The organism is Streptomyces sp. NPDC100445 (genome assembly GCF_044759735.1).
Classification (GTDB): domain Bacteria; phylum Actinomycetota; class Actinomycetes; order Streptomycetales; family Streptomycetaceae; genus Streptomyces.
Window position 1 is genome coordinate 1,071,674 of record NZ_JBIVZV010000001.1, and the last position, 24,146, is coordinate 1,095,819.

Annotated in this window: 23 protein-coding genes; 13 read left to right on the top strand and 10 right to left on the bottom strand. The window is 74.1% G+C overall.

The genetic code is table 11. The annotated features are described in order from the left end of the window. Positions 1-22 precede the first annotated feature (22 nt). Complete coding sequence (locus ACIQVT_RS04655; protein ID WP_403747390.1) at positions 23-2,059, bottom strand: TerD family protein; 2,037 nt, start codon at positions 2,057-2,059, stop codon at positions 23-25. Positions 2,060-2,327: 268 nt separating this feature from the next. Here ACIQVT_RS04655 and ACIQVT_RS04660 point away from each other — a divergent pair, with 268 nt between their 5' ends. From ACIQVT_RS04660 to ACIQVT_RS04670, 3 genes are all read left to right on the top strand, one after another. Continuing rightward, positions 2,328-3,752 (top strand): amidase, encoded by a 1,425-nt coding sequence (locus tag ACIQVT_RS04660; protein WP_403747393.1) that lies wholly within the window; start codon positions 2,328-2,330, stop codon positions 3,750-3,752. A gap of 25 nt (positions 3,753-3,777) precedes the next feature. After that, a complete protein-coding gene (locus ACIQVT_RS04665) occupies positions 3,778-3,996 on the top strand; it encodes a hypothetical protein (protein WP_361993241.1) in 219 nt (72 codons plus the stop codon). Positions 3,997-4,135: 139 nt separating this feature from the next. After that, a complete protein-coding gene (locus tag ACIQVT_RS04670) occupies positions 4,136-5,608 on the top strand; it encodes an SPFH domain-containing protein (RefSeq protein ID WP_403747932.1) in 1,473 nt (490 codons plus the stop codon). Positions 5,609-5,660: 52 nt separating this feature from the next. Here ACIQVT_RS04670 and ACIQVT_RS04675 read toward each other — a convergent pair whose 3' ends face one another. Together ACIQVT_RS04675 and ACIQVT_RS04680 are read right to left on the bottom strand one after the other, a co-directional pair. After that, the gene (locus ACIQVT_RS04675; RefSeq protein WP_403747397.1) at positions 5,661-6,089 is read right to left on the bottom strand and encodes a hypothetical protein; all 429 of its coding nucleotides are present in this window, start codon (positions 6,087-6,089) and stop codon (positions 5,661-5,663) included. Further along, positions 6,086-6,862 carry a helix-turn-helix transcriptional regulator gene (locus ACIQVT_RS04680; RefSeq protein WP_403747400.1) on the bottom strand — a complete coding sequence of 259 codons (777 nt, stop codon included), beginning with the start codon at positions 6,860-6,862 and terminating at the stop codon, positions 6,086-6,088. Before ACIQVT_RS04680 ends, ACIQVT_RS04675 begins: the two co-directional genes overlap by 4 nt. A 116-nt stretch (positions 6,863-6,978) precedes the next feature. Between ACIQVT_RS04680 and ACIQVT_RS04685 the strand changes: the two genes are divergently transcribed. From ACIQVT_RS04685 to egtD, 6 genes are all read left to right on the top strand, one after another. Then, a complete protein-coding gene (locus ACIQVT_RS04685) occupies positions 6,979-7,410 on the top strand; it encodes a cupin domain-containing protein (RefSeq protein WP_403747403.1) in 432 nt (143 codons plus the stop codon). A 55-nt stretch (positions 7,411-7,465) separates the two neighbouring features. Continuing rightward, positions 7,466-7,912, top strand: coding sequence for a type II toxin-antitoxin system PemK/MazF family toxin (locus ACIQVT_RS04690; RefSeq protein WP_403747406.1), 447 nt, complete (start codon positions 7,466-7,468; stop codon positions 7,910-7,912). Positions 7,913-8,242: 330 nt separating this feature from the next. Further along, positions 8,243-9,577: an ergothioneine biosynthesis glutamate--cysteine ligase EgtA gene (gene egtA, locus ACIQVT_RS04695; RefSeq protein WP_403747409.1), complete on the top strand. Its 1,335-nt coding sequence runs from the start codon at positions 8,243-8,245 to the stop codon at positions 9,575-9,577. Next, on the top strand, positions 9,574-10,911 hold the full coding sequence (gene egtB / locus ACIQVT_RS04700; protein WP_403747412.1) for an ergothioneine biosynthesis protein EgtB: 1,338 nt from the start codon (positions 9,574-9,576) through the stop codon (positions 10,909-10,911). The genes egtA and egtB overlap by 4 nt, the downstream gene beginning before the upstream one ends. Continuing rightward, entirely contained in the window at positions 10,911-11,690 is a 780-nt protein-coding gene (gene egtC, locus ACIQVT_RS04705) for an ergothioneine biosynthesis protein EgtC (protein WP_403747415.1), read from the top strand. The genes egtB and egtC overlap by 1 nt, the downstream gene beginning before the upstream one ends. Then, positions 11,687-12,646 (top strand): L-histidine N(alpha)-methyltransferase, encoded by a 960-nt coding sequence (egtD, locus tag ACIQVT_RS04710; RefSeq protein ID WP_403747418.1) that lies wholly within the window; start codon positions 11,687-11,689, stop codon positions 12,644-12,646. Before egtC ends, egtD begins: the two co-directional genes overlap by 4 nt. A gap of 1 nt (position 12,647) precedes the next feature. On the opposite strand, the gene ACIQVT_RS04715 is transcribed toward egtD, so the two are convergent. Continuing rightward, complete coding sequence (locus ACIQVT_RS04715; protein WP_403747421.1) at positions 12,648-13,904, bottom strand: extracellular solute-binding protein; 1,257 nt, start codon at positions 13,902-13,904, stop codon at positions 12,648-12,650. Positions 13,905-14,114: 210 nt separating this feature from the next. Here ACIQVT_RS04715 and ACIQVT_RS04720 point away from each other — a divergent pair, with 210 nt between their 5' ends. Next, positions 14,115-14,336 carry a dodecin gene (locus ACIQVT_RS04720; protein WP_121785665.1) on the top strand — a complete coding sequence of 74 codons (222 nt, stop codon included), beginning with the start codon at positions 14,115-14,117 and terminating at the stop codon, positions 14,334-14,336. A 6-nt stretch (positions 14,337-14,342) separates the two neighbouring features. Here ACIQVT_RS04720 and ACIQVT_RS04725 read toward each other — a convergent pair whose 3' ends face one another. Next, positions 14,343-14,834, bottom strand: coding sequence for a hypothetical protein (locus ACIQVT_RS04725; protein WP_403747425.1), 492 nt, complete (start codon positions 14,832-14,834; stop codon positions 14,343-14,345). A 322-nt stretch (positions 14,835-15,156) separates the two neighbouring features. Between ACIQVT_RS04725 and ACIQVT_RS04730 the strand changes: the two genes are divergently transcribed. The 3 genes from ACIQVT_RS04730 (at position 15,157) to ACIQVT_RS04740 (ending at position 18,803) form a co-directional block, all read left to right on the top strand. Next, positions 15,157-16,164 carry an LLM class flavin-dependent oxidoreductase gene (locus tag ACIQVT_RS04730; protein WP_403747429.1) on the top strand — a complete coding sequence of 336 codons (1,008 nt, stop codon included), beginning with the start codon at positions 15,157-15,159 and terminating at the stop codon, positions 16,162-16,164. Between the two features lie 75 nt (positions 16,165-16,239). Then, positions 16,240-16,443 carry an antitoxin gene (locus ACIQVT_RS04735; protein ID WP_403747432.1) on the top strand — a complete coding sequence of 68 codons (204 nt, stop codon included), beginning with the start codon at positions 16,240-16,242 and terminating at the stop codon, positions 16,441-16,443. Between the two features lie 29 nt (positions 16,444-16,472). Beyond that, positions 16,473-18,803 carry an ABC transporter gene (locus ACIQVT_RS04740; protein WP_403747436.1) on the top strand — a complete coding sequence of 777 codons (2,331 nt, stop codon included), beginning with the start codon at positions 16,473-16,475 and terminating at the stop codon, positions 18,801-18,803. Here ACIQVT_RS04740 and ACIQVT_RS04745 read toward each other — a convergent pair. The 5 genes from ACIQVT_RS04745 to ACIQVT_RS04765 form a co-directional block, all read right to left on the bottom strand. Further along, complete coding sequence (locus ACIQVT_RS04745; protein WP_403747440.1) at positions 18,793-19,683, bottom strand: lysophospholipid acyltransferase family protein; 891 nt, start codon at positions 19,681-19,683, stop codon at positions 18,793-18,795. The genes ACIQVT_RS04740 and ACIQVT_RS04745 overlap by 11 nt on opposite strands. After that, a complete protein-coding gene (locus ACIQVT_RS04750; RefSeq protein ID WP_403747443.1) occupies positions 19,683-20,453 on the bottom strand; it encodes a GNAT family N-acetyltransferase in 771 nt (256 codons plus the stop codon). The genes ACIQVT_RS04745 and ACIQVT_RS04750 overlap by 1 nt, the downstream gene beginning before the upstream one ends. 310 nt (positions 20,454-20,763) lie before the next feature. Continuing rightward, a complete protein-coding gene (locus ACIQVT_RS04755; protein ID WP_403747445.1) occupies positions 20,764-21,510 on the bottom strand; it encodes a succinate dehydrogenase/fumarate reductase iron-sulfur subunit in 747 nt (248 codons plus the stop codon). Beyond that, positions 21,507-23,465 carry a fumarate reductase/succinate dehydrogenase flavoprotein subunit gene (locus tag ACIQVT_RS04760; RefSeq protein WP_403747447.1) on the bottom strand — a complete coding sequence of 653 codons (1,959 nt, stop codon included), beginning with the start codon at positions 23,463-23,465 and terminating at the stop codon, positions 21,507-21,509. The genes ACIQVT_RS04755 and ACIQVT_RS04760 overlap by 4 nt, the downstream gene beginning before the upstream one ends. Before the next feature lies 1 nt (position 23,466). Beyond that, complete coding sequence (locus tag ACIQVT_RS04765; protein WP_403747936.1) at positions 23,467-24,138, bottom strand: succinate dehydrogenase; 672 nt, start codon at positions 24,136-24,138, stop codon at positions 23,467-23,469. Between the last annotated feature and the right edge of the window lie 8 nt (positions 24,139-24,146).

A 24,146-nucleotide genomic window follows, 5' to 3' on the forward strand; every position in this document is an offset into this window, starting at 1 on the left:
CCGGGACCGCTCGCCGGGGGGCTCAGCCGGACGCCACCGCCTCCCGGCCGGCCGTCCGGCGCGCCGGCGTGTGGTCGAGGTGCACCAGCACCGTGCCGAGGAAGTGCTGGACGGCCTGGTCGACGCTGCGGATGAAGCCGGTCTCGGCACTGCCCCGGCCGCTGCCCATGCCCTTGAACAGCGACAGGCGGAAACCGGTGATGCGGGCACCGGCGGTCCGGGGCAGGAGGTCCGCCGGTTCGGGCCGCAGCCGCTCCAGTGTGCCCCGCGGGCCCGCGGTGTCACCGTCGACGAGGGTCTCCACGTGCAGGTCGGCCGGCGCCTCCGCCAGCCGCCGGACGAGCCGTTTCACCCAGGTGAGGGGGTAGCCCTGCTCGGGCGCGGGCAGGTCGGTCGCGACGCGCAGCTTCCCGGTGCGCAGGTCGGCGGCGACGGAGAGCACACCCGGCGCCCCGTCGATGCGGAGTTCGGCCTGGAGCCGCCCCTCCAGGCAGAGCCGGTCGGCCTGCGCCTGCCGTCGTTCCCGGGGGTCGCCGCCGCGTCTGCCCCGCTGCACCGGGAGCACCTTGCGGCCGAGTTCGCCGCCGAGCCCCAGGGACACCTGGCGGATGAGCCGCTCCCAGCTCTCCACCACTTCCAGCGTCCTCGGGTCGCCCTGGCACAGGGTCTCGTCGTCGATGCCGTTGCGGACCGGGACCCAGGCGGGGCCCATGTTCTGGAAGCCGTGGCAGCCGGAGTTCTCGTGCTGGAGGTAGTGCAGCAGTTCCTGGAGCAGCCAGGCGTGCGCGGCGTTGCCGACGCCCTCGTGGCGGATCAGCACCTGCGCCTGGTAGGCGACCTCCGCCCAGGACAGGTGCCACAGGGCCACCTTGTGCTTGCGCCGGCCGTCCACCTTGACGTCGACGAGCGGGGTCCCCTCCAGGGCGACGTCGTTCGACAGGGTGATCACCGCCTCGTAACCCCGGCGGGCGGCGATGTCCATGTACGCCTGCACCTGCTCGGCCTTCAGCGCGTTGCCGTTGGTCTTCGTCTCGACCAGGGCGGTCCACAGCTTGCCCGCCCGCTCCACGCGGACGACGCCGTCCGGGCGCCGCGGTGTGTCGCCGTGCGGCAGGGAGACCTCCGCGAACGTCTCCATGCGGCCGGCCGGCGCGCCGAACGCCGCCATGAGCCTCCTGCCGAACTCGGGTACCTGGGCCATCACCGACAGCAGGACGGAGGTGGCCCGGGTCTCCCGGTCCCGGTCGCTCTTGAGCGCGGAGACGGGGAACAGCCTGGCCTCGCGCCAGGAATCGTGCCCGGCGAGCGACGGCCCGGCCGCCCGGGGCAGCGTGATCTTCCGCTTGGCCGTGCGGGGCCGCGCCGTCGCCCTGGGCGCCCGGGCCACCTCCTCGGAGCGGCGCGGCGAGGGTACGGCGGGCAGCGCCGCCCCGCCGTCCGGTGTGCCGGCACCCCCGTCCGCCGCCGGGACGGGGGCGCCGGACGGGTCGTCGAGGACGGACTCCAGCGCCACGTCGTCGTCGATGTCGACGCCGAAGTCCTTGGCCAGGGCGGCCAGTCCGTCGGCGTACCCCTGCCCGACGGCGCGGAACTTCCAGGTCCCGTCGCGGCGGTACAGCTCGCCGAAGATGAGCGCGCTCACCGATGCCGCGTCCTCGACGGCGAACCGGAGCAGACCCTCACCGGTCGCGTCGGACAGCGTCAGCGTGAGGTCCTCCAACTCGCCGAAGGAGGCGCCCTCGTAGCGGCTGGCCGTCACCAGCATCCGGTGGACGTCGTCCGGCACGGCCGTCAGGTCGAACCCGATCCGGTCCTCGTCGCCGCGCTCCGCCGAGATCTTGCCCAGCAGCTGCACGCTTCCGTCGGCGGCGACCGGGTGGTTGTAGAAGTAGAAGTCCGTGTCGCCGCGGACCCTGCCGTCCGGGCCCAGCAGCAGGACCGACACGTCCGCGTCGCCCTCGCCGCTCGGGCTGGCCCAGCGGAGGCTGACGATCACCGACGCGACATGATCACTGAGCTCAGGCAGTGTCGCGTTGGCACCCTTCACCATCTCACGCATGCTCAATCCCCCCAGACTGCTGCGGTTACGCGTGAACAGGGGCCCTCACCAGCACGCCCGTCGCGGCTGTGACGTGGCCCACAGGGGAAACTGTAGCGTTCAAGTATCCCGATGGCGGCCCCCGTGCCGAATTCCGGGCCGCCCGGGTGGTGGCCGTGGGCCACGGGGCTTGCCGCGCGCGACTCCGGCGCGAAATCCCCGCGCCGGCCCCCGCTCCGACGTTACCGTGCGGTAGACAGCGTGCCCGGAGCCTTGCGGAGGTGCCCCCATGACGCCCGACCGCGCCGCGGGTCTCGCGGACACCCGACGCGCCCTCGCCGACGGGGAGGTGTCCTGCCGCGCGCTGGTGGAGCGGACCCTCGCCCGGATCGAGGCCGCGCAGCCGTCGCTGAACGCCTTCCGGATCGTGCGCGCCGAGGCCGCCCTCGCCGAGGCGGACGCCGCCGACCGGGAGCTGGCGGCCGGGGTGCGGCGCCCGCTGCTCGGCGTACCGGTGGCGGTGAAGGACGACATGGACGTGGCCGGTGAGCCGACCGCGTTCGGCTGCCGGGGCGAGTTCCCGCCGGCGGCGGCGGACAGCGAGGCGGTACGGCGGCTGCGCGCGGCCGGCGCGGTCGTCGTCGGCAAGACCAACACGTGCGAGCTGGGGCAGTGGCCGTTCACCGAGGGCCCGGCGTTCGGCGTGACCCGCAACCCGTGGCACCCCGGACACACCCCCGGCGGCTCCTCCGGCGGTTCGGCCGCCGCGGTGGCCGCCGGGCTCGTCCCGGCCGCGCTCGGCTCCGACGGCGCGGGGTCGGTGCGCATCCCGGCCGCCTGGACCCACCTCATCGGCATCAAGCCGCAGCGCGGCCGCATCTCGACCTGGCCGCGCGGGGAGTCCTTCCACGGCATCACGGTCAACGGCACGCTCGCCCGGACGGTCGCCGACGCGGCCCTGCTGCTGGACGCGGCGAGCGGCAACCACGACCGGGACCCGCACCGGCCACCCCCGCTGACCGTGGCGGACTGGGCCGGCCGGGACCCCGGCCGGCTGCGCATCGCCCTCGCCCTGAAGCCCCCCTTCACCGCCGTACCGGCCCGGCTGGACCCGCGGATCCGTGCCCGGATGGTGGAACTCGCCGAGAGGCTGACCGCGTTGGGGCACGAGGTCGAGGAGGCCGATCCGCCGTACGGGCAGATCGGGCTGGCCTTCCTGCCGCGGGCCACCGCCGGGATCGCCGAGCGGGCCCGCGAGGTCCCCGATCCCGCACTGCTCGACCCGCGCACCCGGGAGACCGCCCGGCTCGGGCGGCTGCTCGCCGGGGCGCCGCTGCGGGCGGCCCGGCGCGCCGAGGCCGTGCTGCATCGGCGGATCGGCGCGTTCCTCAGGTCGTACGACGTGGTGCTCGCGCCCACGACCGCCGCTCCCCCGCCCCGGATCGGCGCCCTGGCGGGGCTCGGCGGGCCGGCCACCGAGCGCGCGGTGATCGCCGCCTGCCCCTACGCGTGGCCGTGGAACGTGCTGGGCTGGCCGGGCTTGAACGTGCCCGCCGGTTTCGTGGGGCCCGGCCTGCCGGTGGGTGCCCAGTTGCTCGGCCCGGCGCACGGCGAACCCCTCCTGGTGTCACTGGCCGCCCAGTTGGAGGCGGAGCTGCGCTGGCACGAGCGGTGGCCGCCGCGACGGACCGGGGCGGACCGGCCGACCGGGTGACGACGGCGCCCGTACGCTGGGAGGCATGGGCGACGCGTCGATGGTCGGGTTGATGGGTCGGGTGACGGGGACGGTCGGGCCCGGTCTGGTCGGCGAGGTGATCGTGCGGGTGCGCGGCGGAGCGGAACACTTCCTCGCCCACCCGGCCGACGGCACGGGCCGGCTCACGCCGGGCACGGTGGTGATGGTGGTGGAGTACCTGCCGCCGCGGACCGTCTACGTCACGGCGGCGTACGGCGGTTGAGCCTGTTCGGCCCCCGGACGAAGGTCCGGGCGTCAAGATGGTGACAAGGTTCGGCCGGCGTCTTCTCGCGCGGCCGGCGCGGGCGCACACTCCCTTCACCGGTGCCGGAGGGGCACCATGCAGAGGGGGGCGTGTGCCGATGATGGTCGGCGTCGTTGCGGGGGCGGTCGTGGCAGCCGTCCTCGTCCTGATCGGTGTGTTCAAGATGATGTGGCGGGTCGCCGAACCCAACGAGGCGCTCGTCATCTCCGGGTCGACGCACCGTACCGAGGGGGTCGAGGCGGGCATGGGCTTCCGCATCGTCACCGGGCGCGGCACGATGGTGGTGCCCGGGGTGCAGGCGGTGCGCAAGCTCTCGCTCGACCTCAACGAGACCGAGTTGCACGTGGACTGCGTGACCCACCAGGGCATCCCGCTGAAGGTGCGGGGCGTGGTCATCTTCAAGGTGGGTGACGACTTCGTGTCCATCGCGAACGCGGCCCGCCGTTTCCTGGACCAGCAGAAGCTGATGGCGGAGCGGGTGCACAACGTCTTCGCCGGTCACCTGCGTTCCATCGTGGGCGGGCTGACGGTCGAGGACATGATCCGGGACAGGGAGAAGCTGACCGGGCAGACCCGGGCGGCCTGCGGTACGGAGATGGAGAAGCTCGGTCTGATCGTGGACTCGTTGCAGATCCACGAGATCGAGGACCCGACCGGGTACATCCAGAACCTGGCGATGCCGCACGCGGCGGCGGTGCAGCGGGACGCGCGCATCGCGCAGGCCGAGGCGAACCGGCTCGCCACCGAGGCCGAGCAGCAGTCGATGGCGCGGATGGCGGAGGCCACCCGCGACAGCGAGATCCTCCAGGCCGGTTACCAGGCCGAGCGGGACAAGGCGGCGGCCAAGGCCCACCAGGCGGGGCCGCTCGCCGCGGCGGCGGCCCGGCAGGAGGTCGTCGTCCAGGAGACGCGGGTCGCCGAACTGGAGGCGAACCGGCGCGAACAGCAGCTTCAGGCGGACGTCCGCAAACCGGCGGACGCCACGGCGTACGAGAAGCGGACCCTCGCCGAGGCAGACCGGGACGCGCGCATCTCGGCGGCCCAGGCCAAGGCGAAGGAGACCGAGCTGGCGGCGGCGGCCGAGGCGACCCGGGTGAAGGCCGCCGCGGCGGCCGAGGCCGAGTCGATCAAGACCCGCGGTGCGGCGAGCGCCGCCACCACCCGGGCCACCGGTGAGGCCGAGGCCGCCGCCGCGCAGGCCAAGGGCCTGGCGGACGCTGAGGCGACCCGGGCCCAGGGCCTGGCGGAGGCGGAGGCCATCAAGGCCCGGGCGGCCGCCCTCGCGGAGAACCAGGAGGCGGTCGTCGCCCAGCAACTCGCCGAGAGGTGGCCGGAGATCGTCCAGGCGGGCGCGTCCGCGTTCGGCAACGTGGACAACATGGTCCTGCTCAACGGGGCCGAGGGCATGGGCGAGTTGTTCGCCAAGGCTCTCACCATGGGCGGTACGGGCCTCGGGCTCGCCAGGAAGCTGCTCGCCTCGACGGGCGACGGCGGACAGCCGGCCGCCGGGGCGCCGGCCCCGCACAACGGTGTGGTGTCGCAGAAGGTGCCCGTGGAACGGGAGGGCTGACCCGGCGGTGGCCCGCGCGGCCGGGGCCCGCCTCAGGGGCCCGGCCGCGGGGTCACACCGTGAGCAGGGTGATTCCCAGGACGAGCAGGGCCGCCGCCTTCAGGACCTCCAGGGCCACGTACCACAGGTGACCGCGCGAGCGGGGCAGTTCCTCCCCGGCGAGCACCCGGTCGGACCTGCGGTTCAGACGGGGCCGTACGACGGCCAGCTGGACGAGGAGGAGCACGCCCACCGCCACCGCCGGCACGACGACCGCGACGGGCGCGTCCCCGGCGGCGACCGCGGCCAGCACGACGACCGCGAGGACCGCCTCGACGGCGTTGAGCGCGCGGAACACCAGGCGGCCTATGCCGAGGCCTACGGGGATCGTCACGCCCGGGGCGCGGAACTTCAGCGGCGCCTCCAGGAAGGAGATCGCCAGCACCATGCCGAGCCACACGAAGGTGACCGCGCTCGCGGTGGCGGCGGACGTGGCGTTCATCCGGTGAGGAGCCTTTCTCCGTCGGGGGTGGGGGGTCCGGACGGGACCGGGGCCAGGTGGGCCACGCAGGAATCCGGTGCGGCGAACGGTTCCAGTACGGTGACCGTCAGCGGCGCGTCCAGCTCCGCCAACGCGCCCTGCATCAGCCCCAGATGCAGGGAGCAGACCAAATCCCCGTGCTCCTCGGCCAGTTCCAGGAAGGGGCAGTGCCGCAGGCGGATGCGCCGGACCGGGTGACCGGCCCCGGTGTCGCCGTCCGGCCGCGGCGCGAAGCCCAGTTCGTCCAGCAGGGCGAGCAGCCGGGCCACCGCATCCCCGGCCGACCCACGCTCCCCCGGCGGCGAGTGCGGCAGCGCGCCCTGCGACGGCGGGTCCTGCGGCAGCGACCTCCGTGGCGGCGGATCCTGCGGCGCCGGGCCCACCAGGGAGCGGCCCCAGGCACGCCCCGTCTCCCGTGCCTCCGCCCGCGCCCCGGCCGGGCCGGCGGCGGCCCACCGGGCGAGCAGGACGCCCGCGAGGAGCCGGTAGTCGCGGGGACCGCCCCGGTCCATGCCGGGGCGCGCGGTGTGGACGGTACGGGGCCGGCCCGGCCCCACGGGCGGCTCCGTACGGCGCTCGACCAGGCCGTCGGTCACCAGAGCGTCCAGGTGGAAGCGGACGGTGTTGGGATGCAGGCCCAGCCGCTCCGCCGTCTCGGCGACGCCCAGCGGCGTCGGCGCGGCGCGCAGCACGTCCAGGACCTGCCGGCGCCGTGGGCTCTGCCGCGTGGTCACGCCCGGACACCTCTCCCCGCCTGCCGCCGCTTTTTCACGAACCCTACCTGTATTAATTGTAGGCTGGCCCGGACCCCCAGCGGGTCGAGGAACGACCGAGCCGAGGGGAACTCCGTATGCCGCCGTCCGCGACGGACACCGCACCGGGCGGCCGCCCGCCGGCGGAACCACGCGTCCTGTGCGACACCCGCGCGCTGGCCGAGGCGCCTCCGGTGCCGGCGGGCGCGCTGTGGAAGCTGGCCGAGAGCGGCCGCCAGCTCGACGCCAACGTCGTCCGCCTCGCTCCCGGCGCACGGATCACCGTCCACACCGAGGCGCAGCTGGACGTGCTGCTCCTGGTCGTCGCCGGTGACGGCGTGCTCGACAAGGGCCCCTCGGCCGGGCAGGAGCCGCTCACCGGGGGTGCCCTCGTCTGGCTGCCGCACGGCGCCCCGCGCGGCGTCGCCGCGGGCACGGACGGCCTCACCTACCTGACCGTGCACCGTCGCCGCCCCGGCATGTGGATCGGCGGCGCGCCGGCTCCGGGCACGGACGCCGCACCGCGCTGACCCGGTGGTGAGGGGCGCTCACGGGCGGCACGGAGTGGGCGACCAGGGTGCCCGCGTGAGTGTGTCCACCGAAGAGAACGTCCCGGGCCGGTACGGCCCCCACGCGACCACTCCGGCGGACCCGCGCGAGGTCGGCCGGGTGCGCACCGAGTACTCGCCGGCCCACGACGGCGACCCGGACCCCGGGGAGATCGTGTGGACCTGGGTGCCGTACGAGGAGAACGACGGCCGGGGCAAGGACCGCCCGGTACTGGTCGTGGCCCGGGAGGCGGCGGGCACCCTGCTCGCCGTCCGGCTGTCCAGCAAGCGGCACGACGGCGACCGGGAGTGGGTGCCGATCGGCGACGGGCCGTGGGACCGGTCGGGCCGGGACTCCTGGGTGGCCGTGGACCGTGTGCTGCGGCTCCACGAGCAGGGCATGCGCCGCGAGGCGTGTGCGCTGGACCGGGCACGGTTCGACCTGGTCAGGCGACGGTTGCACGAGCGCTACGGCTGGACCTGACCGACGCCCCGCCGGCTCGCGCCCGGGCGGACCCGCGCAGGCGTGCACCCCCGGCGCCACCCCCGTGGGTGCCGCGACCGCCGCCTGCGGGGTCTCCCCCGTCGTGCTCACGCACGCATCTTGGGTGATGCTGGTGAGCGGTGCAACGGAGTTTTCCCGCCCGGGGAACGCTCCCCGATCACGCACGGAAACGGAAGTGACCGATCCGGAACGTCCCTCCGGGCGCCCTTGTGCGAATCGGTTCGAGGGTCTTGGGTGGAACGAGTACCGGCCCCGCCCCCACGGCGGACCAGGGCCGGTGACATGGTGGAATCTCAGGAGGATCCCGACATGTCCGAATCCAGGAACGACGGTGGTGATTGTACGGAGCCCCGTACCGCCGTCACCGAAGCCGAGGTGGAGGCCCTGGTCAGGGGCATCTGCTTCAAGACCGGACCACCCCGCGCGCTCGGGGTCGAGCTGGAGTGGCTCGTCCACGAACGGGAGCGGCCACAGCTCCCCGTCACATCCGAACGGCTCGAAGCGGCCTACGCCGCCCTGCGGGCCGTACCCCTTCGATCGGCACTCACCGTCGAACCCGGCGGCCAGCTCGAACTGAGCTCGCTGCCCGCCGCCTCCCTGATGGAGTGCGTCGACACCGTCGCCGCCGACCTGGACGCCGTCCGGGCCGTGCTGGCCGAGGACGGTCTCGCGCTCGCAGGCATCGGCCACGAACCCTGGCACCAGCCCCGCAGGTTCCTGCGCGAGCCGCGCTACGACGCCATGGAGGCATGCCTGGACCGCACCGGTCCGGCGGGCCGGCGGATGATGTGCGCGTCGGCCTCCGTGCAGGTCTGCGTGGACGCCGGGTTCGAGGAGCCCGGCCCGCTGGGCCACATCCGGCGCTGGTGGCTCGCGCACCAGCTGGGCCCGGTACTGGTCGCCGCGTTCGCCAACTCCCCGCTGGCCGGGGAGCGGCCCACCGGCTGGATGTCCACCCGGCAGCTGGTGTGGACGGAGATCGGTGCCGGCCGGGCCGGCGCTCCCCCGCTGGACGCCCGGCCGCGGACCGCCTGGGCCCGGCACGTGCTGGACTCCCCGGTGATGTGCGTCCGCCGGGACAGCGGGCCGTGGGAGGTGCCCGAGGATCTGACCTTCCGGGAGTGGACCCGCTCGCGGTCACCCCGGCCGCCCACCCGGGCGGACCTCGACTACCACCTGACCACGCTGTTCCCGCCGGTCCGGCCCCGCGGCCACCTGGAACTGCGGATGATCGACGCGCAGCCCGGGGAGGACGGCTGGACGGTGCCGCTGGCGGTGACGGCGGCGCTGTTCGACGACCCGCAGGCCGCGGAGACCGCGTACCGGACCGTCAAGCCGCTCACCGAACGGACCCTGAACCGGCCGGCCCCGCACAACCCGCTGTGGGTCGACGCGGCCCGGCGGGGGCTCGCCGACCCGGAGCTGCGCGACGCCGCCGCCGTCTGTTTCGAGGCCGCCCTGGAGGCGCTGCCCCGGCTCGGGGCCACCGCCCGGATCATCGGGGCCGTGGCCGCCTACCGGGACCGCTACGTCGCCCGCGGCCGGTGCCCGGCCGACGACCTGCTGGACCGGCTGCCCGCCGGCCCGCCCCGATCGGGGGCCGGCCCGGCCACCGCGCACGGGAGGAAGGACATCCGCGCATGACCGCCCCGGAGACCGACATCACGACCGCCGAGACGGACAGCGAGGCACTGCGGAAGCGGGCCCTGGCCTCCCTGACCGCGGCCCGCGAACGCACCACCCTGCTGACGACGTGCGTCGACGGCCCGGACCTCACCGCGCAGCACTCCCCGCTGATGTCACCGCTGGTGTGGGACCTGGCGCACATCGGCAACCAGGAGGAGCTGTGGCTGCTGCGGGCCGTCGGCGGCCGGGAGGCGATGCGTCCGGACATCGACTCCCTGTACGACGCCTTCGAGCATCCGCGCGCGGAGCGCCCCTCGCTGCCGCTGCTGCCGCCCGCCGAGGCCCGCCGGTACGCGGCCGACGTACGCGGCCGGGCGCTGGACCTGCTGGAGGGGGCGGACTTCCACGGCTCCCGGCTGACCGAGGCGGGTTTCGCCTTCGGGATGGTCGCGCAGCACGAACAGCAGCACGACGAGACCATGCTGATCACCCATCAGCTGCGGCGGGGACCGCGGGTCCTGACCGCCCCGGACCCGGAGCCGGCCCCGCCGTTCACCGGACCGGCCGAAGTGCTGGTGCCCGGCGGCCCGTTCACCATGGGCACCTCCACCGAGCCCTGGGCCCTCGACAACGAACGCCCGGCGCACACCCGGGAGGTGGCGCCGTTCTGGATCGACACGACACCGGTGACGAACGGCGCGTACCGGGCGTTCGTCGAGGACGGCGGCTACGACACCGAACGCTGGTGGTCGCCGGAGGGCTGGGCGCACGTCAGGGAGCACGGCATCACCGCCCCGCTGTTCTGGCGGCGGGACGGCGGCCAGTGGCTGCGGCGCAGGTTCGGGGTGACGGAAGTGGTCCCGCCGGACGAGCCGGTGCTGCACGTGTGCTGGTACGAGGCCGACGCTTACGCCCGCTGGGCCGGACGGCGGCTGCCGACCGAGACGGAGTGGGAGAAGGCGGCCCGCTTCGACCCCGCCACCGGCCGTTCGACGCGCTACCCGTGGGGTGACGTCGACCCCGCGCCCGAGCACGCCAACCTCGGCCAGCGCCATCTAGGTCCCGCCCCCGCCGGCAGCTACCCGGCCGGTGAGTCGCCGCTCGGGGTGCGGCAGTTGATCGGTGACGTGTGGGAGTGGACGGCCAGCGACTTCCTGCCGTACCCGGGCTTCCGGGCGTTCCCGTACGACGAGTACTCGCTGGTGTTCTTCGGCTCCGGCCACAAGGTGCTGCGCGGTGGTTCGTTCGCCGTGGACCCGGTGGCCTGCCGGGGCACCTTCCGCAACTGGGACCTCCCGGTCCGGCGGCAGATCTTCTCCGGGTTCCGCACCGCGCGCTCGGAGACCGTCTGATGTGCCGTCACCTCGCCTACCTGGGACCCCAGGAGCCGCTCGGCCGGGTGCTGACCGAGCCCGCGCACAGCCTGCTGCGTCAGTCCTGGGCGCCGCGGCGGCAACGGTACGGCACGGTCAACGCCGACGGGTTCGGCGTGGGGTGGTACGCCCCCGGGGACCCCGAGCCGGCGCGCTACCGGCGGGCCGGGCCGATCTGGGCGGACCTGTCCTTCGCCGACCTGGCACGCGTGGTGCGCTCCGGTGCCGTGCTCGCGGCGGTCCGGGACGCGACGCTGGCGGGCGCGGACGCCGAGGCCGCGGCGGCGCCGTTCGCGGCCGGCCGGTGGCTGTTCAGCCACAACGGCGCGATCGCCGGCTGGCCGGACGCGGCGGCGCCACTGGTGTCCACGCTTCCCCCGGTCGAACTGCTGTCACTCCAGGCCCGTACCGACTCGGCGTTCGTCTGGGCGCTGGTGCTGCACCGGCTGCGGGCGGGCGACGAGCCCGCCCGGGCCCTCGGCGACAGCGTGCGCGCCCTCGCCGAGGCGGCCCCCGCCTCCCGCCTGAACCTGCTGCTCACGGACGGCGCGACGATCACCGCGACCACCTGGGGCGACTCGCTCTGGTACCGCGTGGAGCCCGGCCGCAGCGCGGTCGTCGCGTCCGAGCCGTACGACGACGACCCGCTCTGGCGGGAGGTGCCCGACCGGACCGTGCTGACCGCGAGCCGCGCCGGTGTGCTGCTCGCCCCGCTGGAGGATCCGGCGTCCGAACCATCGAAGGAGCACTGCCGTTGAGCCCCCTGCACATCACCCGCACCCTTCCCGAGGACACCACGGGCGCCGCGCTGCGCGCCGACGTCCTGCACGGACTGACCTCCACGCCCAAGCGACTGCCGCCCAAGTGGTTCTACGACGCCCGGGGCAGCGAGCTGTTCGAGCGGATCACCGAACTGCCCGAGTACTACCCGACCCGCGCCGAGCGGGAGATCCTCGTGGCCCGGTCGGGGGAGATCGCCGCCGCGAGCGGTGCCCGGACACTGGTCGAGCTGGGGTCGGGTTCCTCGGAGAAGACCCGTTACCTCATCGAGGCGCTCCCCCTGTCGGCGTACGTCCCGGTGGACGTCAGCGAGAGCGCCCTCAGCCAGGCGGGGCGGGCGCTGGCCGGGGAACGCCCGGACCTCGACGTCCACGCGCTGATCGCCGACTTCACCGCGCCGCTCACCCTGCCGGTCACGCCCGGGCCACGCCTGGTGGCCTTCCTCGGCGGCACGGTCGGCAACCTGCTGCCGGCCGAACGTGCCGCGTTCCTCGCCTCCGTGCGGACCCTGCTCGCCCCGGGTGACGGGCTGCTGCTCGGCACCGACCTGGTCAAGGACGAGGAGGTGCTGGTCCGGGCGTACGACGACGCGGCCGGGGTGACGGCCGCGTTCAACAAGAACGTGCTGGCCGTCATCGACCGGGAGCTGGGCGCCGACTTCGATCCGGACGCCTTCGACCACGTGGCCCTGTGGGACGCCGAACGCGAGTGGATCGAGATGCGGCTGCGTTCCCGTACCGCGCAGACGGTGAAGGTGCCCGCGCTGGACCTCGCCGTGGAGTTCGCCGCGGGCGAGGAGCTGCGCACGGAGGTGTCGGCAAAGTTCCGCAAGGACGGGGTGACGGCCGAACTGGCCGCCGCCGGGCTGGAGCTGACCCACTGGTGGACGGACGGGCCGGGCCGGTTCGCGCTGTCGTTGAGCGTGGTCCGGTGAGTCAGCCTAGGTCGGGGGCGAGCATCCTGGTGATCGCGTGGGAGGCTTTGCGGGCCTCCACCGCCGCGTCGGCCCCCTTCAGCACCCGCGTCATGTAGTCCTTGATCGGGTTGTCGGCCTCGACGTCCGCCCACTGCGGGGTGTTGGGGGTCGCCCTGCCGTGCGCCGCTCCCGCGGCCATGGCGGCGACCCCCTCCTCCCCGGCGACCGCGCCGGCCAGCGAGGTCTTGTTCGGCACGTAGTTCATGGTGCGGGCGAGTTCGGTGTCCCACTTGGCGCCGGTGAGCGCCGCGACGACGGTGGTGGCGGCGAACTGGTCGCCCGTGTTCTGCGGGACGACGAGGTCGGAGCCGCCGGTGAAGACGGTGCCGGCCCGTCCGGCGGTCGGGCCGGGCACCGGGAAGTAGCCGAGCTTGTCCTTCAGCTTCGGGTTCTGCCGCACGACGGCCTGGGTGAGTCCGGGTACGGCGATGATCTGGGCGACCTTGCCGCCGGCGAACACCCCGGCCTGGGGCGGGTGTTCCTCGTCGGCGTCCACGGGCCCCTCGCCGAGGGCCTGGAGGCGCCGGTAGAAGTCCATGCCGCGCAGCGCGGCGGGCGTGTCCAGGGTGCCCTGCCACTCGTAGTCCTTCTCGCGGGCCAGTTCGCCGCCCTCGTCCCAGATGAAGCCGGAGAGGGTGTACCAGTCCTGTCCGGCGAGGTAGATCCCCTGCGTGTCACCGGAGTCGAGTTCGCGGGTGTCGGCCAGCCACTCGTCGCGGGTCCGCGGCGGGCGGGTGATGCCGGCCCGCGCGAACATGTCCTTGCGGTAGATCACGACCCGGTTGGCCGCGTACCAGGGGATGCCGTACTGCTTGTTGCCGTCCCGGCCGGGCTGGGCGAGACCGGGCAGCCACTTCTCCTTGCCCCAGTCCCGCATCGACTCCAGCGTGAGGTCCACCAGCCGGCCGTCGTCCGCGTACAGCGGCACCTGGGTGTTGCCCACCTCGATGACGTCCGGTCCGTCGTGCGCGCCGGGTTTCAGCGCGGCGCGGACTTTCTCGACGATGCCGGTCCACTCCTGGATGCGGATGTCCAGCCGGAGGTCGTCGTGGGTGCGTTCGAAGTCCTCGGTGAACCGGTGCAGGAACTCCTTGGACGCGCTGTCCTTCATCAGCCACACCGTGACGGTCTTCCGGTCGTGTCCACCGGGCAGCATCCCGCAGCCGCTGACGAGGGTTCCGGTGACACAGAGGAGGGCGATCAGACGACGTCTCACGAGGGGTCCTGTTCTGTCTGGCACGGTACTGCGGACAGGGGTGGGGGCCCGACGTGGGGGGACGAGTGGGGCGCTCGTACGGGTCTGCTGGATTTTGGTATGGACCAATACGGAGGTCAAGGGCTACCGGGCGGTACGCCCCGGACGCGCGTGCGGGCGGGGCGCGGATACGGCACGGTGGAGTACGCGTGAGACGAGAGGAGCACCCGCATGTCGAACCACACCTACCGGGTCACCGAGATCGTCGGCACCTCGCACGAGGGCGTCGACCAGGCCATCCGCAACGGCATCGCCCGCGCCGACCAGACGCTGCGCAACCTGGACTGGTTCGAGGTGACCCAGGTCCGCGGCCAGATCGAGAACGGCCGCATCGAGCACTACCAGGTGGGCATGAAGGTCGGTTTCCGCATCGAGGACGAGGGCGGCTCCTGAGCCCCGTCAGGTGCGGCCGTCCCGCTCCTGCGCCTCCTCCAGCGCGGCCGACCTCGCCGCCCAGCGGGCCCGCACGACGGTGAACCCGGCGCGCTCGGCTTCGTCGCACACCAGCTCGTCGTCGTCCACCAGGAACCGCACCTCGCGGTCCCGGGCGAGCCGGCGCAGGATCCGCAGCTTGGTGGACCGGGCGGGCCTGCGGTCGGCGTCGCCGCGCATGTGCACGGGCCCCTCCGGCAGCCCGTGGGCCGCCAGCCACTCCAGGGTGTCCCGGCGGCACCGCTCGGGGCGGCCGGTGAGGTAGACGACCTCGCAGTCGCGGGCGCTCTCCAGGGCCAGCGCCACGCCCTCGGCGAGCGGCGGGTCCTGGGGCGCGGCGGCGAAGAACCCGTCCCAGTCGCGCGGCCGCTTCTCCAGGAAGTGCTGCCGGTGGGCGGTGTCGGCGAGCGTGTTGTCCAGGTCGAACACCGCGAGCGGGCGACTGCTGCTGTCGATCACACCGACCACCCTAACCGGCCCCGCCCCCGCCCCCGGCGACCCGCGCACCGCCCACCCCACCGGCGGCCCGTCCCCCGGGCCCCCGCCGACTCGGCGCCCTCGGGGGCCCGCCGCCCCGGGAACCCCGCGACCCGGGTACCGACCGGCTCACTCACCGCGAAACCGTCCGGCGCCTTGACCAGGCCACCGCGCCGACCCAACCGCCCCGCTGCCCCATCGATCCCTCGCCCCCGGGCGGCCCGCGCCCCGCCGCCCCGCTCCTCGCGGTGGCTGGTCTCCCGGGTTCCGGGAATCAGGGAGCCGCGCGGGTGTTGAACACGAGGTGAGCAGTTCAGTGATCGCCCGGACCCGGTTCTCCCTCCTCGACCGCTCCCGTACCCGCGAGGGGCACCCGCCCGCCGAGGCGCTGCGGGACACCGTGGCGCTGGCCCGGGAGGCGGAGGCGCTCGGGTTCCACCGGTTCTGGGTCTCGGAGCACCACGGCGTGCCGGGCGTCGCCGGTTCCGCGCCGACCGTGCTCGCCGCCGCCGTCGCCGCGGCCACCCGCACGATCCGGGTCGGCACCGGCGGTGTCATGCTGCCCAACCACCGGCCGCTGGTCGTCGCCGAACAGTTCGGTGTGCTGGAGTCGCTGTTCCCGGGGCGGATCGACATGGGACTGGGCCGTTCCGTGGGTTTCACCGACGGGGTCCGCCGGGCGCTCGGCCGGGACAAGGGGGACGCCGAGGACTTCGGGGCGCAACTCGCCGAGCTGCTGGAGTGGTTCACGGTCGGCTCCCCCGCCGGGGTGCACGCCCGCCCGGCGGAGGGGCTGCCGGTGCGGCCGTTCGTGCTGGCGATGGGCGACGGCGCCCGCACCGCCGCGCTCGCCGGACTGCCGATGGTGATCGGGGACCTGCGCGACCGCGCGAAGATGCTGCGCGGCATCGACCGCTACCGCTCCCTGTTCCGCCCCTCCCCCTGGGCGCCCGAGCCGTACGTGGTGGTCTCCGGCACGGTCGCGGTGGCGGGCACCGAGGCGGAGGCGCGCCGGCTGCTGCTCCCCGAGGCCTGGTCGACGGCGTACTCCCGCACCCACGGCACCTTCCCGCCGCTGGCCCCCGCCGAGTCGGTCGAGGCCCGTCGGATGTCCGCGAGGGAACGGGACCTCTTCGAGGGCGCACTCGCCGGGCACATCGCCGGCACCCCGGATCAGGTGGCGCACGAGCTCGAGGCGGTCCTGAAGGAGACGGACGCGCGGGAGGTGCTGGTCACCACCAGCACGTACGACCGTACGGCCCTGCTCGACTCCCACCGGCGGCTCGCCGGGCTCATCGCTCCGCCCCGGTGAGGCGCCCGAGATGCGGACCCGGCCGGGGCCGGTGACCCTGGGAGGGCACATTCCGAACGACGAGGAGGCTTGTCAATGTCCTTCATGGACAAGATCAAGGGAATGCTCAAGGGTCACGAGGACATGGCCGGCAAGGGCATCGACAAGGGCGGCGACCAGATCGACCAGCGGACCGGCAACAAGTACCGGTCGCAGGTCGACACCGGGCAGGACAAGCTGAGGGACGAGTTCGGCACCCCGCGCGACCCGGGCAACCCGGGCAACCCGCCACAGGGGTGACCCGCGGGGGCGGCTAGAGTCTTCTTCCCATGCACAGCCCCCATGACCCCTACGTCCGCGTCCGCGGCGCCCGCGAGCACAACCTCAAGGGCGTCGACGTGGACGTCCCCAGGGACGTGCTCGCCGTGTTCACCGGCGTCTCCGGCTCGGGGAAGTCGTCCCTGGCGTTCGGCACCATCTACGCCGAGGCCCAGCGGCGGTACTTCGAGTCGGTCGCTCCCTACGCGCGCCGGCTGATCCACCAGGTCGGGGCGCCGGCCGTCGGCGAGATCAGCGGACTGCCGCCCGCGGTCTCGCTCCAGCAGCGCCGCTCGGCGCCCACCTCGCGCTCCTCGGTGGGCACGGTCACCAACCTCTCCAATTCGCTGCGGATGCTGTTCTCCCGCGCGGGGACGTACCCGCCCGGTGCCGAGCGCCTCGACTCGGACGCGTTCTCGCCGAACACCGCGGCCGGCGCCTGCCCCGGCTGCCACGGCCTCGGCCGGGTGCACGGGACGACGGAGGAGCTGCTGGTCCCGGACCCGTCGCTGTCCGTCCGCGAGGGTGCCGTCGCCGCCTGGCCGGGTGCCTGGCAGGGCAAGAATCTGCGGGACATCCTGGACACGCTCGGGTACGACGTGGACCGGCCCTGGCGGGACCTGCCCGCCGAACAGCGCGAGTGGATCCTGTTCACGGACGAGCAGCCGGTCGTCACCGTCCATCCCGTCCGGGACGCCGACCGCATCCAACGCCCCTACCAGGGCACGTACATGAGCGCCCGCCGGTACGTCCTCAAGACGTTCGCGGACACCCGCTCGGCCACCCTGCGGGCCAAGGCCGAGCGGTTTCTCACCAGCGCCCCCTGTCCGGACTGCGGAGGCAGCCGGCTGCGGCCCGAGGCGCTCGCGGTGACCTTCGCCGGCCGGACCATCGCCGAGCTGGCCGCCCTGCCGCTGACCGACCTCGCCGGCCTCCTCGAAGGGGAGACGGAGACCGCCCGTGTCCTCACCGGGGACCTGAGGACCCGGATCGAGCCGGTGACCGAACTGGGCCTCGGCTACCTGAGCATGGACCGGGCCACCCCCACGCTGTCGGCGGGCGAACTCCAGCGGCTGCGGCTCGCCACCCAGCTGCGGTCCGGACTGTTCGGCGTGGTGTACGTCCTGGACGAGCCGTCCGCCGGACTGCACCCCGCGGACACCGAGGCGCTGATCGCCGTGCTGGACCGGCTGAAGGCCGCGGGCAACTCGGTGTTCGTGGTGGAACACCACCTGGAGGTGGTGCGCGGCGCCGACTGGCTGGTGGACGTGGGTCCGGGCGCCGGCGAGCACGGCGGACGGGTGCTGTACAGCGGACCGGTGGCCGAGCTGGCCGGGGTGGAGGGGTCGGCCACCGCCGCGTACCTCTTCGACGAGTCGCCCGGGCCGGCGCGTGAGGTGCGCCGGCCGCGCGGCCGGCTGACCGTCGGCCCGGTGACCCGGCACAACCTGCGCGGGGTGACGGCCGAGTTCCCGCTCGGCGTGTTCACGGCGGTCACGGGGGTGTCCGGCTCGGGGAAGTCCACCCTCGTCGGGGAACTGGCGGAACGGCCGGGGGACGTGGAGCGGCTGGTCCGGGTCGACCAGAAGCCCATCGGACGCACCCCGCGCTCCAACCTGGCCACCTACACGGGCCTGTTCGACGTCGTGCGCAAGGTGTTCGCCGGCACCCCGGAGGCGCGGGCGCGCGGCTACGGCGTCGGGCGGTTCTCCTTCAACGTGGCGGGAGGACGGTGCGAGACCTGTCAGGGCGAGGGGTTCGTCAGCGTCGAGCTGCTGTTCCTGCCGAGCACGTACGCGCCGTGCCCCGACTGCGGCGGGGCCCGCTACAACCCCAGGACGCTGGAGGTGACGTACCGGGGGCGGAGCATCGCCGAGGTGCTGGACCTGACGGTGGAGTCGGCGGCCGCGTTCTTCGCCGACACCCCGGGCGCCGTGCGCGCTCTGGGCGCGCTGCTCGACGTGGGCCTCGGCTACCTGCGGCTGGGCCAGCCCGCGACCGAGCTGTCCGGCGGGGAGGCGCAGCGGATCAAGCTGGCGAGCGAACTCCAGCGCGGGCGCCGCGGCCACACCCTGTACCTGCTGGACGAGCCGACGACCGGGCTGCACCCGGCCGATGTGGAGGTGCTCACGGACCAGTTGCACGGACTGGTCGACGCCGGGCACACGGTGGTCGTCGTCGAGCACGACATGACGGTCGTCGCGGGCGCCGACTGGGTGATCGACATGGGGCCGGGCGGCGGCGACCGGGGCGGCCTGATCGTGGCGGCCGGCCCGCCCGAGCGGGTGGCCCGGGCCCGGGACAGCGCCACGGCGCCGTTCCTGGCGCGGGTCATGCCCTGAGTCGGGCGCGGCCCGCCGGCGCGGTGGCCACGGCCGTACCGGCGTACGGTCCGTGCAGGACGCCCGCGACCAGGGCGGCGTGGGTCCAGGCGGGCTCGGGGGCGTCCGGCCGAGCGGCGTGGGCGAGGGCCCGCCGGTCGCGGTGGGTGCCCGGCGGGATCACCGGCCGGACCTCGACCTCGGCGACCAGGCCCCGGGTGCGGACCACCCGCCACAGCGAGGCCAGAAGGGTGTCCTCGCCGACGAAGGCCGCCGCGGTGCCGGGTCCGCCGTCCAGCCGCCGGTAGCGCAGGCGGACCGGCTGGACGGGCACGCCCGCGTCGAGCGCGGCCTGGAAGACGGCACGGTGGAAGCGGCCGTGGGCGCGTCCGCACCAGGTGCTGCCCTCGGGAAAGGCGGTGACGGCGGCGCCGGCCCTGAGGGCGCCGGCGATCCGGTCCACGGTCCCGGGCAGGGCGCGCAGCCGGTCCCGTTCGATGAACAGGGTCCCGGCGCGCCCGGCCAGGGCACCCACCACGGGCCACCGCCCGATCTCGCTCTTGGCGAGCATCCGGGCGGGGCGTACGGCGGTGAGCAGCGGAATGTCCAGCCAGGAGACGTGGTTGGCGACCAGCAGCAGCCCGCCGGCCGGCGGGGCGGCGCCGGTGATGCCGACGCGCACTCCGGCGGCTCGCACGACGGCCCGGCACCACCGTCCGGTCCAGTCGGCGGGGAGTGGGCCGGGGCGGCCCCGGCCGAGCGGGTACAGCACGATCCCCGCCAGGACCAGGGCCGTGAGCGCGGCGAGCCGCAGCAGGGCCCGGGGCAGGGCCACGACGGCCCCCGGCCGGTCCACGCAGGTGCCCGGGGTGCAGGGCGCGCCGGGCTGCCGGCCGCCCATCAGGCCGGCACGAGGGAGAGGAAGTGCCGCAGGTAGCGGGGGTCTATCCGGCGCATCGACAGCAGGACGTACAGATCGGCGACGCCGAAGGCGGGGTCGTGGGCGGGCGGGCCGCAGACCTGGGCGCCCAGGCGGAGATAGCCGCGCAGCAGGGCGGGGAGTCCGGTGCGGGCGGCCGGGAGGCCGGGGGCGGGAACCCACGGCAGCAGGGGCCGGACGCGGAACGCCTCGGGTGCGAGGTGGCGGGCGCGGACCCGGTCCCAGGTGGCGGAGGCGAGGGCGCCGCCGTCGGCGAGCGGCAGGGAGCAGCAGCCAGCCAGCCACTCGTGGCCCCGGTCGGTCATGTAGCGGGCCACGCCGGCCCAGATCAGGCCGATGACGGCGCCGTCGCGGTGGTCGGGGTGGACGCAGGAGCGGCCGACCTCGACCAGGTCGGGCCGGATCGCGTCGAGCGCGCTCAGGTCGAACTCGCCGTCGGCGTAGAGCCGGCCGGCCACCGCGGCCCGCTCCGGCGGCAGCAGCCGGTAGGTGCCGACCACCTGCCCGGTCTCCGTGTCGTGGACGAGCAGGTGGTCGCAGTACGCGTCGAAGGCGTCGATGTCGTGGCCGGGCTCCGGGCCGGCCGTCAGGGCTCCCAGCTCACCGGCGAAGACGTCGTGCCGTAGGCGCTGCGCGGCGCGCACCTCGGCCTCGTCACGGGCGAGGGTGACGGTGTAGCGGACGGGTGCCGGGGGCTGCGGGGGACGGTCGAGGGTGGACACGCCGGTCATGGCACTCTCCTGGGCACGGGCGGGTCGGCGGCAGCGGCGGCGGGCCCGGGTGCGTGCGGCCCGCCTCCCCTGTTCTCCCGACGCCGGTTGGCGTGTACGTGACGGGTGCCGGGAGAGCGGATGTGGGGATGCTGAACGCCGGGATAGCCGGTCCGTGCCGGCCCGTTTCGCGCGGCGGGGAAACCGGACGGGGCCGGGTGAGCACCTACCCGGCCCCGCCCGCCCGCCCCTCGATGGGCGAACGTCCGCCGCGCTGTCCGGGGGCGCGGGGAGCCGCGGCCGGGCGCGGTCCTCCCCTCCCCCGGCGGCGCTACCGCCTGACCTTGCGGGTGGCCCGCAGCCACTCCTTGTTCATGCGGGTGATGGAGACGAGCGGGATGCCCTTGGGGCAGGCGGTCGCGCACTCCCCGGCCAGCGTGCAGCCGCCGAAGCCCTCGGCGTCCATCTGCGTCACCATGTCCAGCACGCGGGTCTCCCGTTCGGGCGCGCCCTGCGGCAGGACGTTGAGGTGGTTGACCTTCGCGGAGGTGAACAGCATCGCCGCCCCGTTGGGACAGGCGGCCACGCACGCGCCGCAGCCGATGCACTCGGCGTGTTCGAAGGCGAGGTCGGCGTCGGCCTTCGGGACCGGGGTGGCGTGCGCCTCCGGCGCCGAGCCGGTGGGCGCGGTGACGTACCCGCCGGCCTGGATGATCCGGTCGAACGCCGACCGGTCGACGACCAGGTCCTTGACGACCGGGAAGGCGGACGCCCGCCAGGGCTCGACGTCGATCGTGTCGCCGTCCCGGAAGGAGCGCATGTGCAGCTGGCAGGTGGTGGTGCGTTCGGGCCCGTGCGCGTCGCCGTTGATCACGAGCGAGCAGGCGCCGCAGATGCCCTCGCGGCAGTCGTGGTCGAAGGCGACGGGCTCCTCGCCGGAGAGGATGAGCCGTTCGTTGAGGACGTCCAGCATCTCCAGGAAGGACATGTCGGGCGAGATGCCGTCCACCTCGTAGGTGGACATGGCGCCTTCGACGTCGGCGTTCTTCTGCCGCCAGACGCGCAGGGTGAGCTTCATGCGTAGCTCCGCTGGGTGGGGTGGACGTACTCGAAGACCAGGTCTTCCTTGTGCAGGACGGGCGGCTCGCCCGTGCCGGTGAACTCCCAGGCGGCGGCGTAGGAGAACGCGTCGTCCTCGCGGGCGGCCTCGCCGTCCGCGGTCTGGGACTCCTCGCGGAAGTGGCCGCCGCAGGACTCGGTGCGGTGCAGTGCGTCGAGGCACATCAGCTCGGCGAGCTCCAGGTAGTCGACGACGCGGTTGGCCTTCTCCAGCGACTGGTTGAGCTCCGCGCCGGTGCCGGGGACCTTGACGCGCCGCCAGAACTCCTCGCGGATCTGCGGGATGCGCTCCAGGGCCTTGCGCAGCCCGCTGTCCGTACGGGCCATGCCGCAGAATTCCCACAGCAGTTCGCCGAGTTCGCGGTGGAAGGAGTCCGGGGTGCGGTCGCCGTCCACGGCAAGCAGCAGGTTGAGCCGGTCCTCGGTCTCGGCCAACGCCTCCTGGACGACCGGGTGTCCGTCGGTGACCGGCTCCTGGTGGCCGGTGCGGGCCAGGTAGTCGTTGATGGTGGCCGGCAGCACGAAGTAGCCGTCGGCCAGGCCCTGCATCAGCGCGCTGGCGCCGAGCCGGTTGGCGCCGTGGTCGGAGAAGTTGGCCTCGCCGATGGCGAACAGCCCGGGAACGGTGGTCTGGAGGTCGTAGTCGACCCACAGTCCGCCCATCGTGTAGTGCACCGCCGGGTAGATCCGCATCGGGACCTGGTACGGGTCCTCGTCGGTGATCCGCTGGTACATCTCGAAGAGGTTGCCGTACTTCGCCTCGACGGCCTCGCGGCCCAGGCGCGCGATGGCGTCGGCGAAGTCCAGGTAGACGCCCTGCCCGCCGGGGCCGACTCCCCTGCCCTCGTCACAGACGTTCTTCGCGGCCCGGGAGGCGATGTCACGGGGGACCAGGTTGCCGAAGGACGGATAGACGCGCTCCAGGTAGTAGTCGCGCTCCGCCTCGGGGATCTCGTGCGGCGGGCGGGTGTCGCCCTTCGCCACGGGCACCCAGATACGGCCGTCGTTGCGCAGCGACTCGCTCATCAGGGTCAGCTTGGACTGGTGGTCGCCGGTGCGCGGGATGCAGGTGGGGTGGATCTGGGTGAAGCAGGGGTTGGCGAAGTGGGCGCCGCGCCGGTGCGCCCGCCAGACGGCGGTCGCGTTGGAGTTCATCGCGTTGGTCGACAGGTGGAAGACGTTGCCGTAGCCGCCGGAGGCGAGGACGACGGTGTCCGCGAAGTACGTGTCGATCCTCCCGGTGACCAGGTCCCGGGCGACGATGCCGCGGGCCCGCCCGTCGACGACGATCAGGTCGAGCATCTCGGTGCGCGGGTGCATCTCCACGTTCCCGGCGGCGATCTGCCGGGACAGCGCCTGGTAGGCGCCGAGCAGGAGCTGCTGGCCCGTCTGGCCGCGGGCGTAGAAGGTGCGGGAGACCTGGACGCCGCCGAAGGAGCGGGTGTCGAGCAGGCCGCCGTACTCGCGGGCGAAGGGCACGCCCTGGGCCACGCACTGGTCGATGATCGCGACGGAGATCTGCGCGAGCCGGTGGACGTTGGACTCCCGGGCGCGGAAGTCGCCGCCCTTGACGGTGTCGTAGAACAGCCGGTGGACGGAGTCGCCGTCGTTGCGGTAGTTCTTCGCCGCGTTGATGCCGCCCTGCGCGGCGATGGAGTGGGCGCGGCGCGGGGAGTCCTGGTAGCAGAACTGGACGACGTGGTAGCCCTGTTCGGCGAGGGTGGCGCCCGCGGAACCGCCGGCGAGGCCGGTGCCGACGACGATGACCGTGTGCTTGCGCCGGTTGGCGGGGTTGACCAGCTTCGCCTCGAAGCGGCGCCGGTCCCAGCGCTCGTGGACGGGCCCGGCGGGGGCCTTGGTGTCGGCGATCGGCGCGCCGGTCGCGTAGGCGGTGTAGTCGGTGGAAACGGTCATGTCAGCTCACCACTCCGGTCATGACGCCCACGGGTACGGCGACGAAGCCGGCCGTGAGCAGCAGCGCGAGGACGTCGGCGACGGCCTTCAGGGCGCGGTCGCGGGTGCGGCTGCCGACGCCGAGGGTCTGGGCGGCGCTCCAGAAGCCGTGGCGAACGTGCAGGCCGAGCGCGAGCATCGCGACGATGTAGACGACGTTGCCGTACCAGGTGGAGAAGGTGTCCACGACGTTCTGGTACGGGTGGCCCGGCTGGAAGCCGCCGGGGTGCACGGTGCCGGTGGTCAGGTCCAGCACGTGCCAGACGATGAACAGGCCGAGGATGACACCGCCCCACCGCATGGTGCGGGTGGCGTAGCTCGCCCTCGGCTTCTTGTGCGCGTAGGCGGTGGGCCGTGCCCTGAGGTCGCGGCGGCTGAGCTGGTAGGCGGCGGTGGCGTGGGCGACCACGGCGGCGACCAGGACGATCCGCACGAGCCAGAGCGTCCACTCGTAGCGCATGAACGGCTCACCGACCGTGCGCAGCCAGTGGGCGTAGTGGTTGAACTCCGCCGCGCCGAAGAAGATCTTCAGGTTGCCGATGACGTGGGCGACCAGGTACAGCAGCATGATCACACCGCTGACGGCCATCACCGTCTTCTTGCCGACGGTGGAGTCCCACAGCGTGCGTGCCATGGACGGTC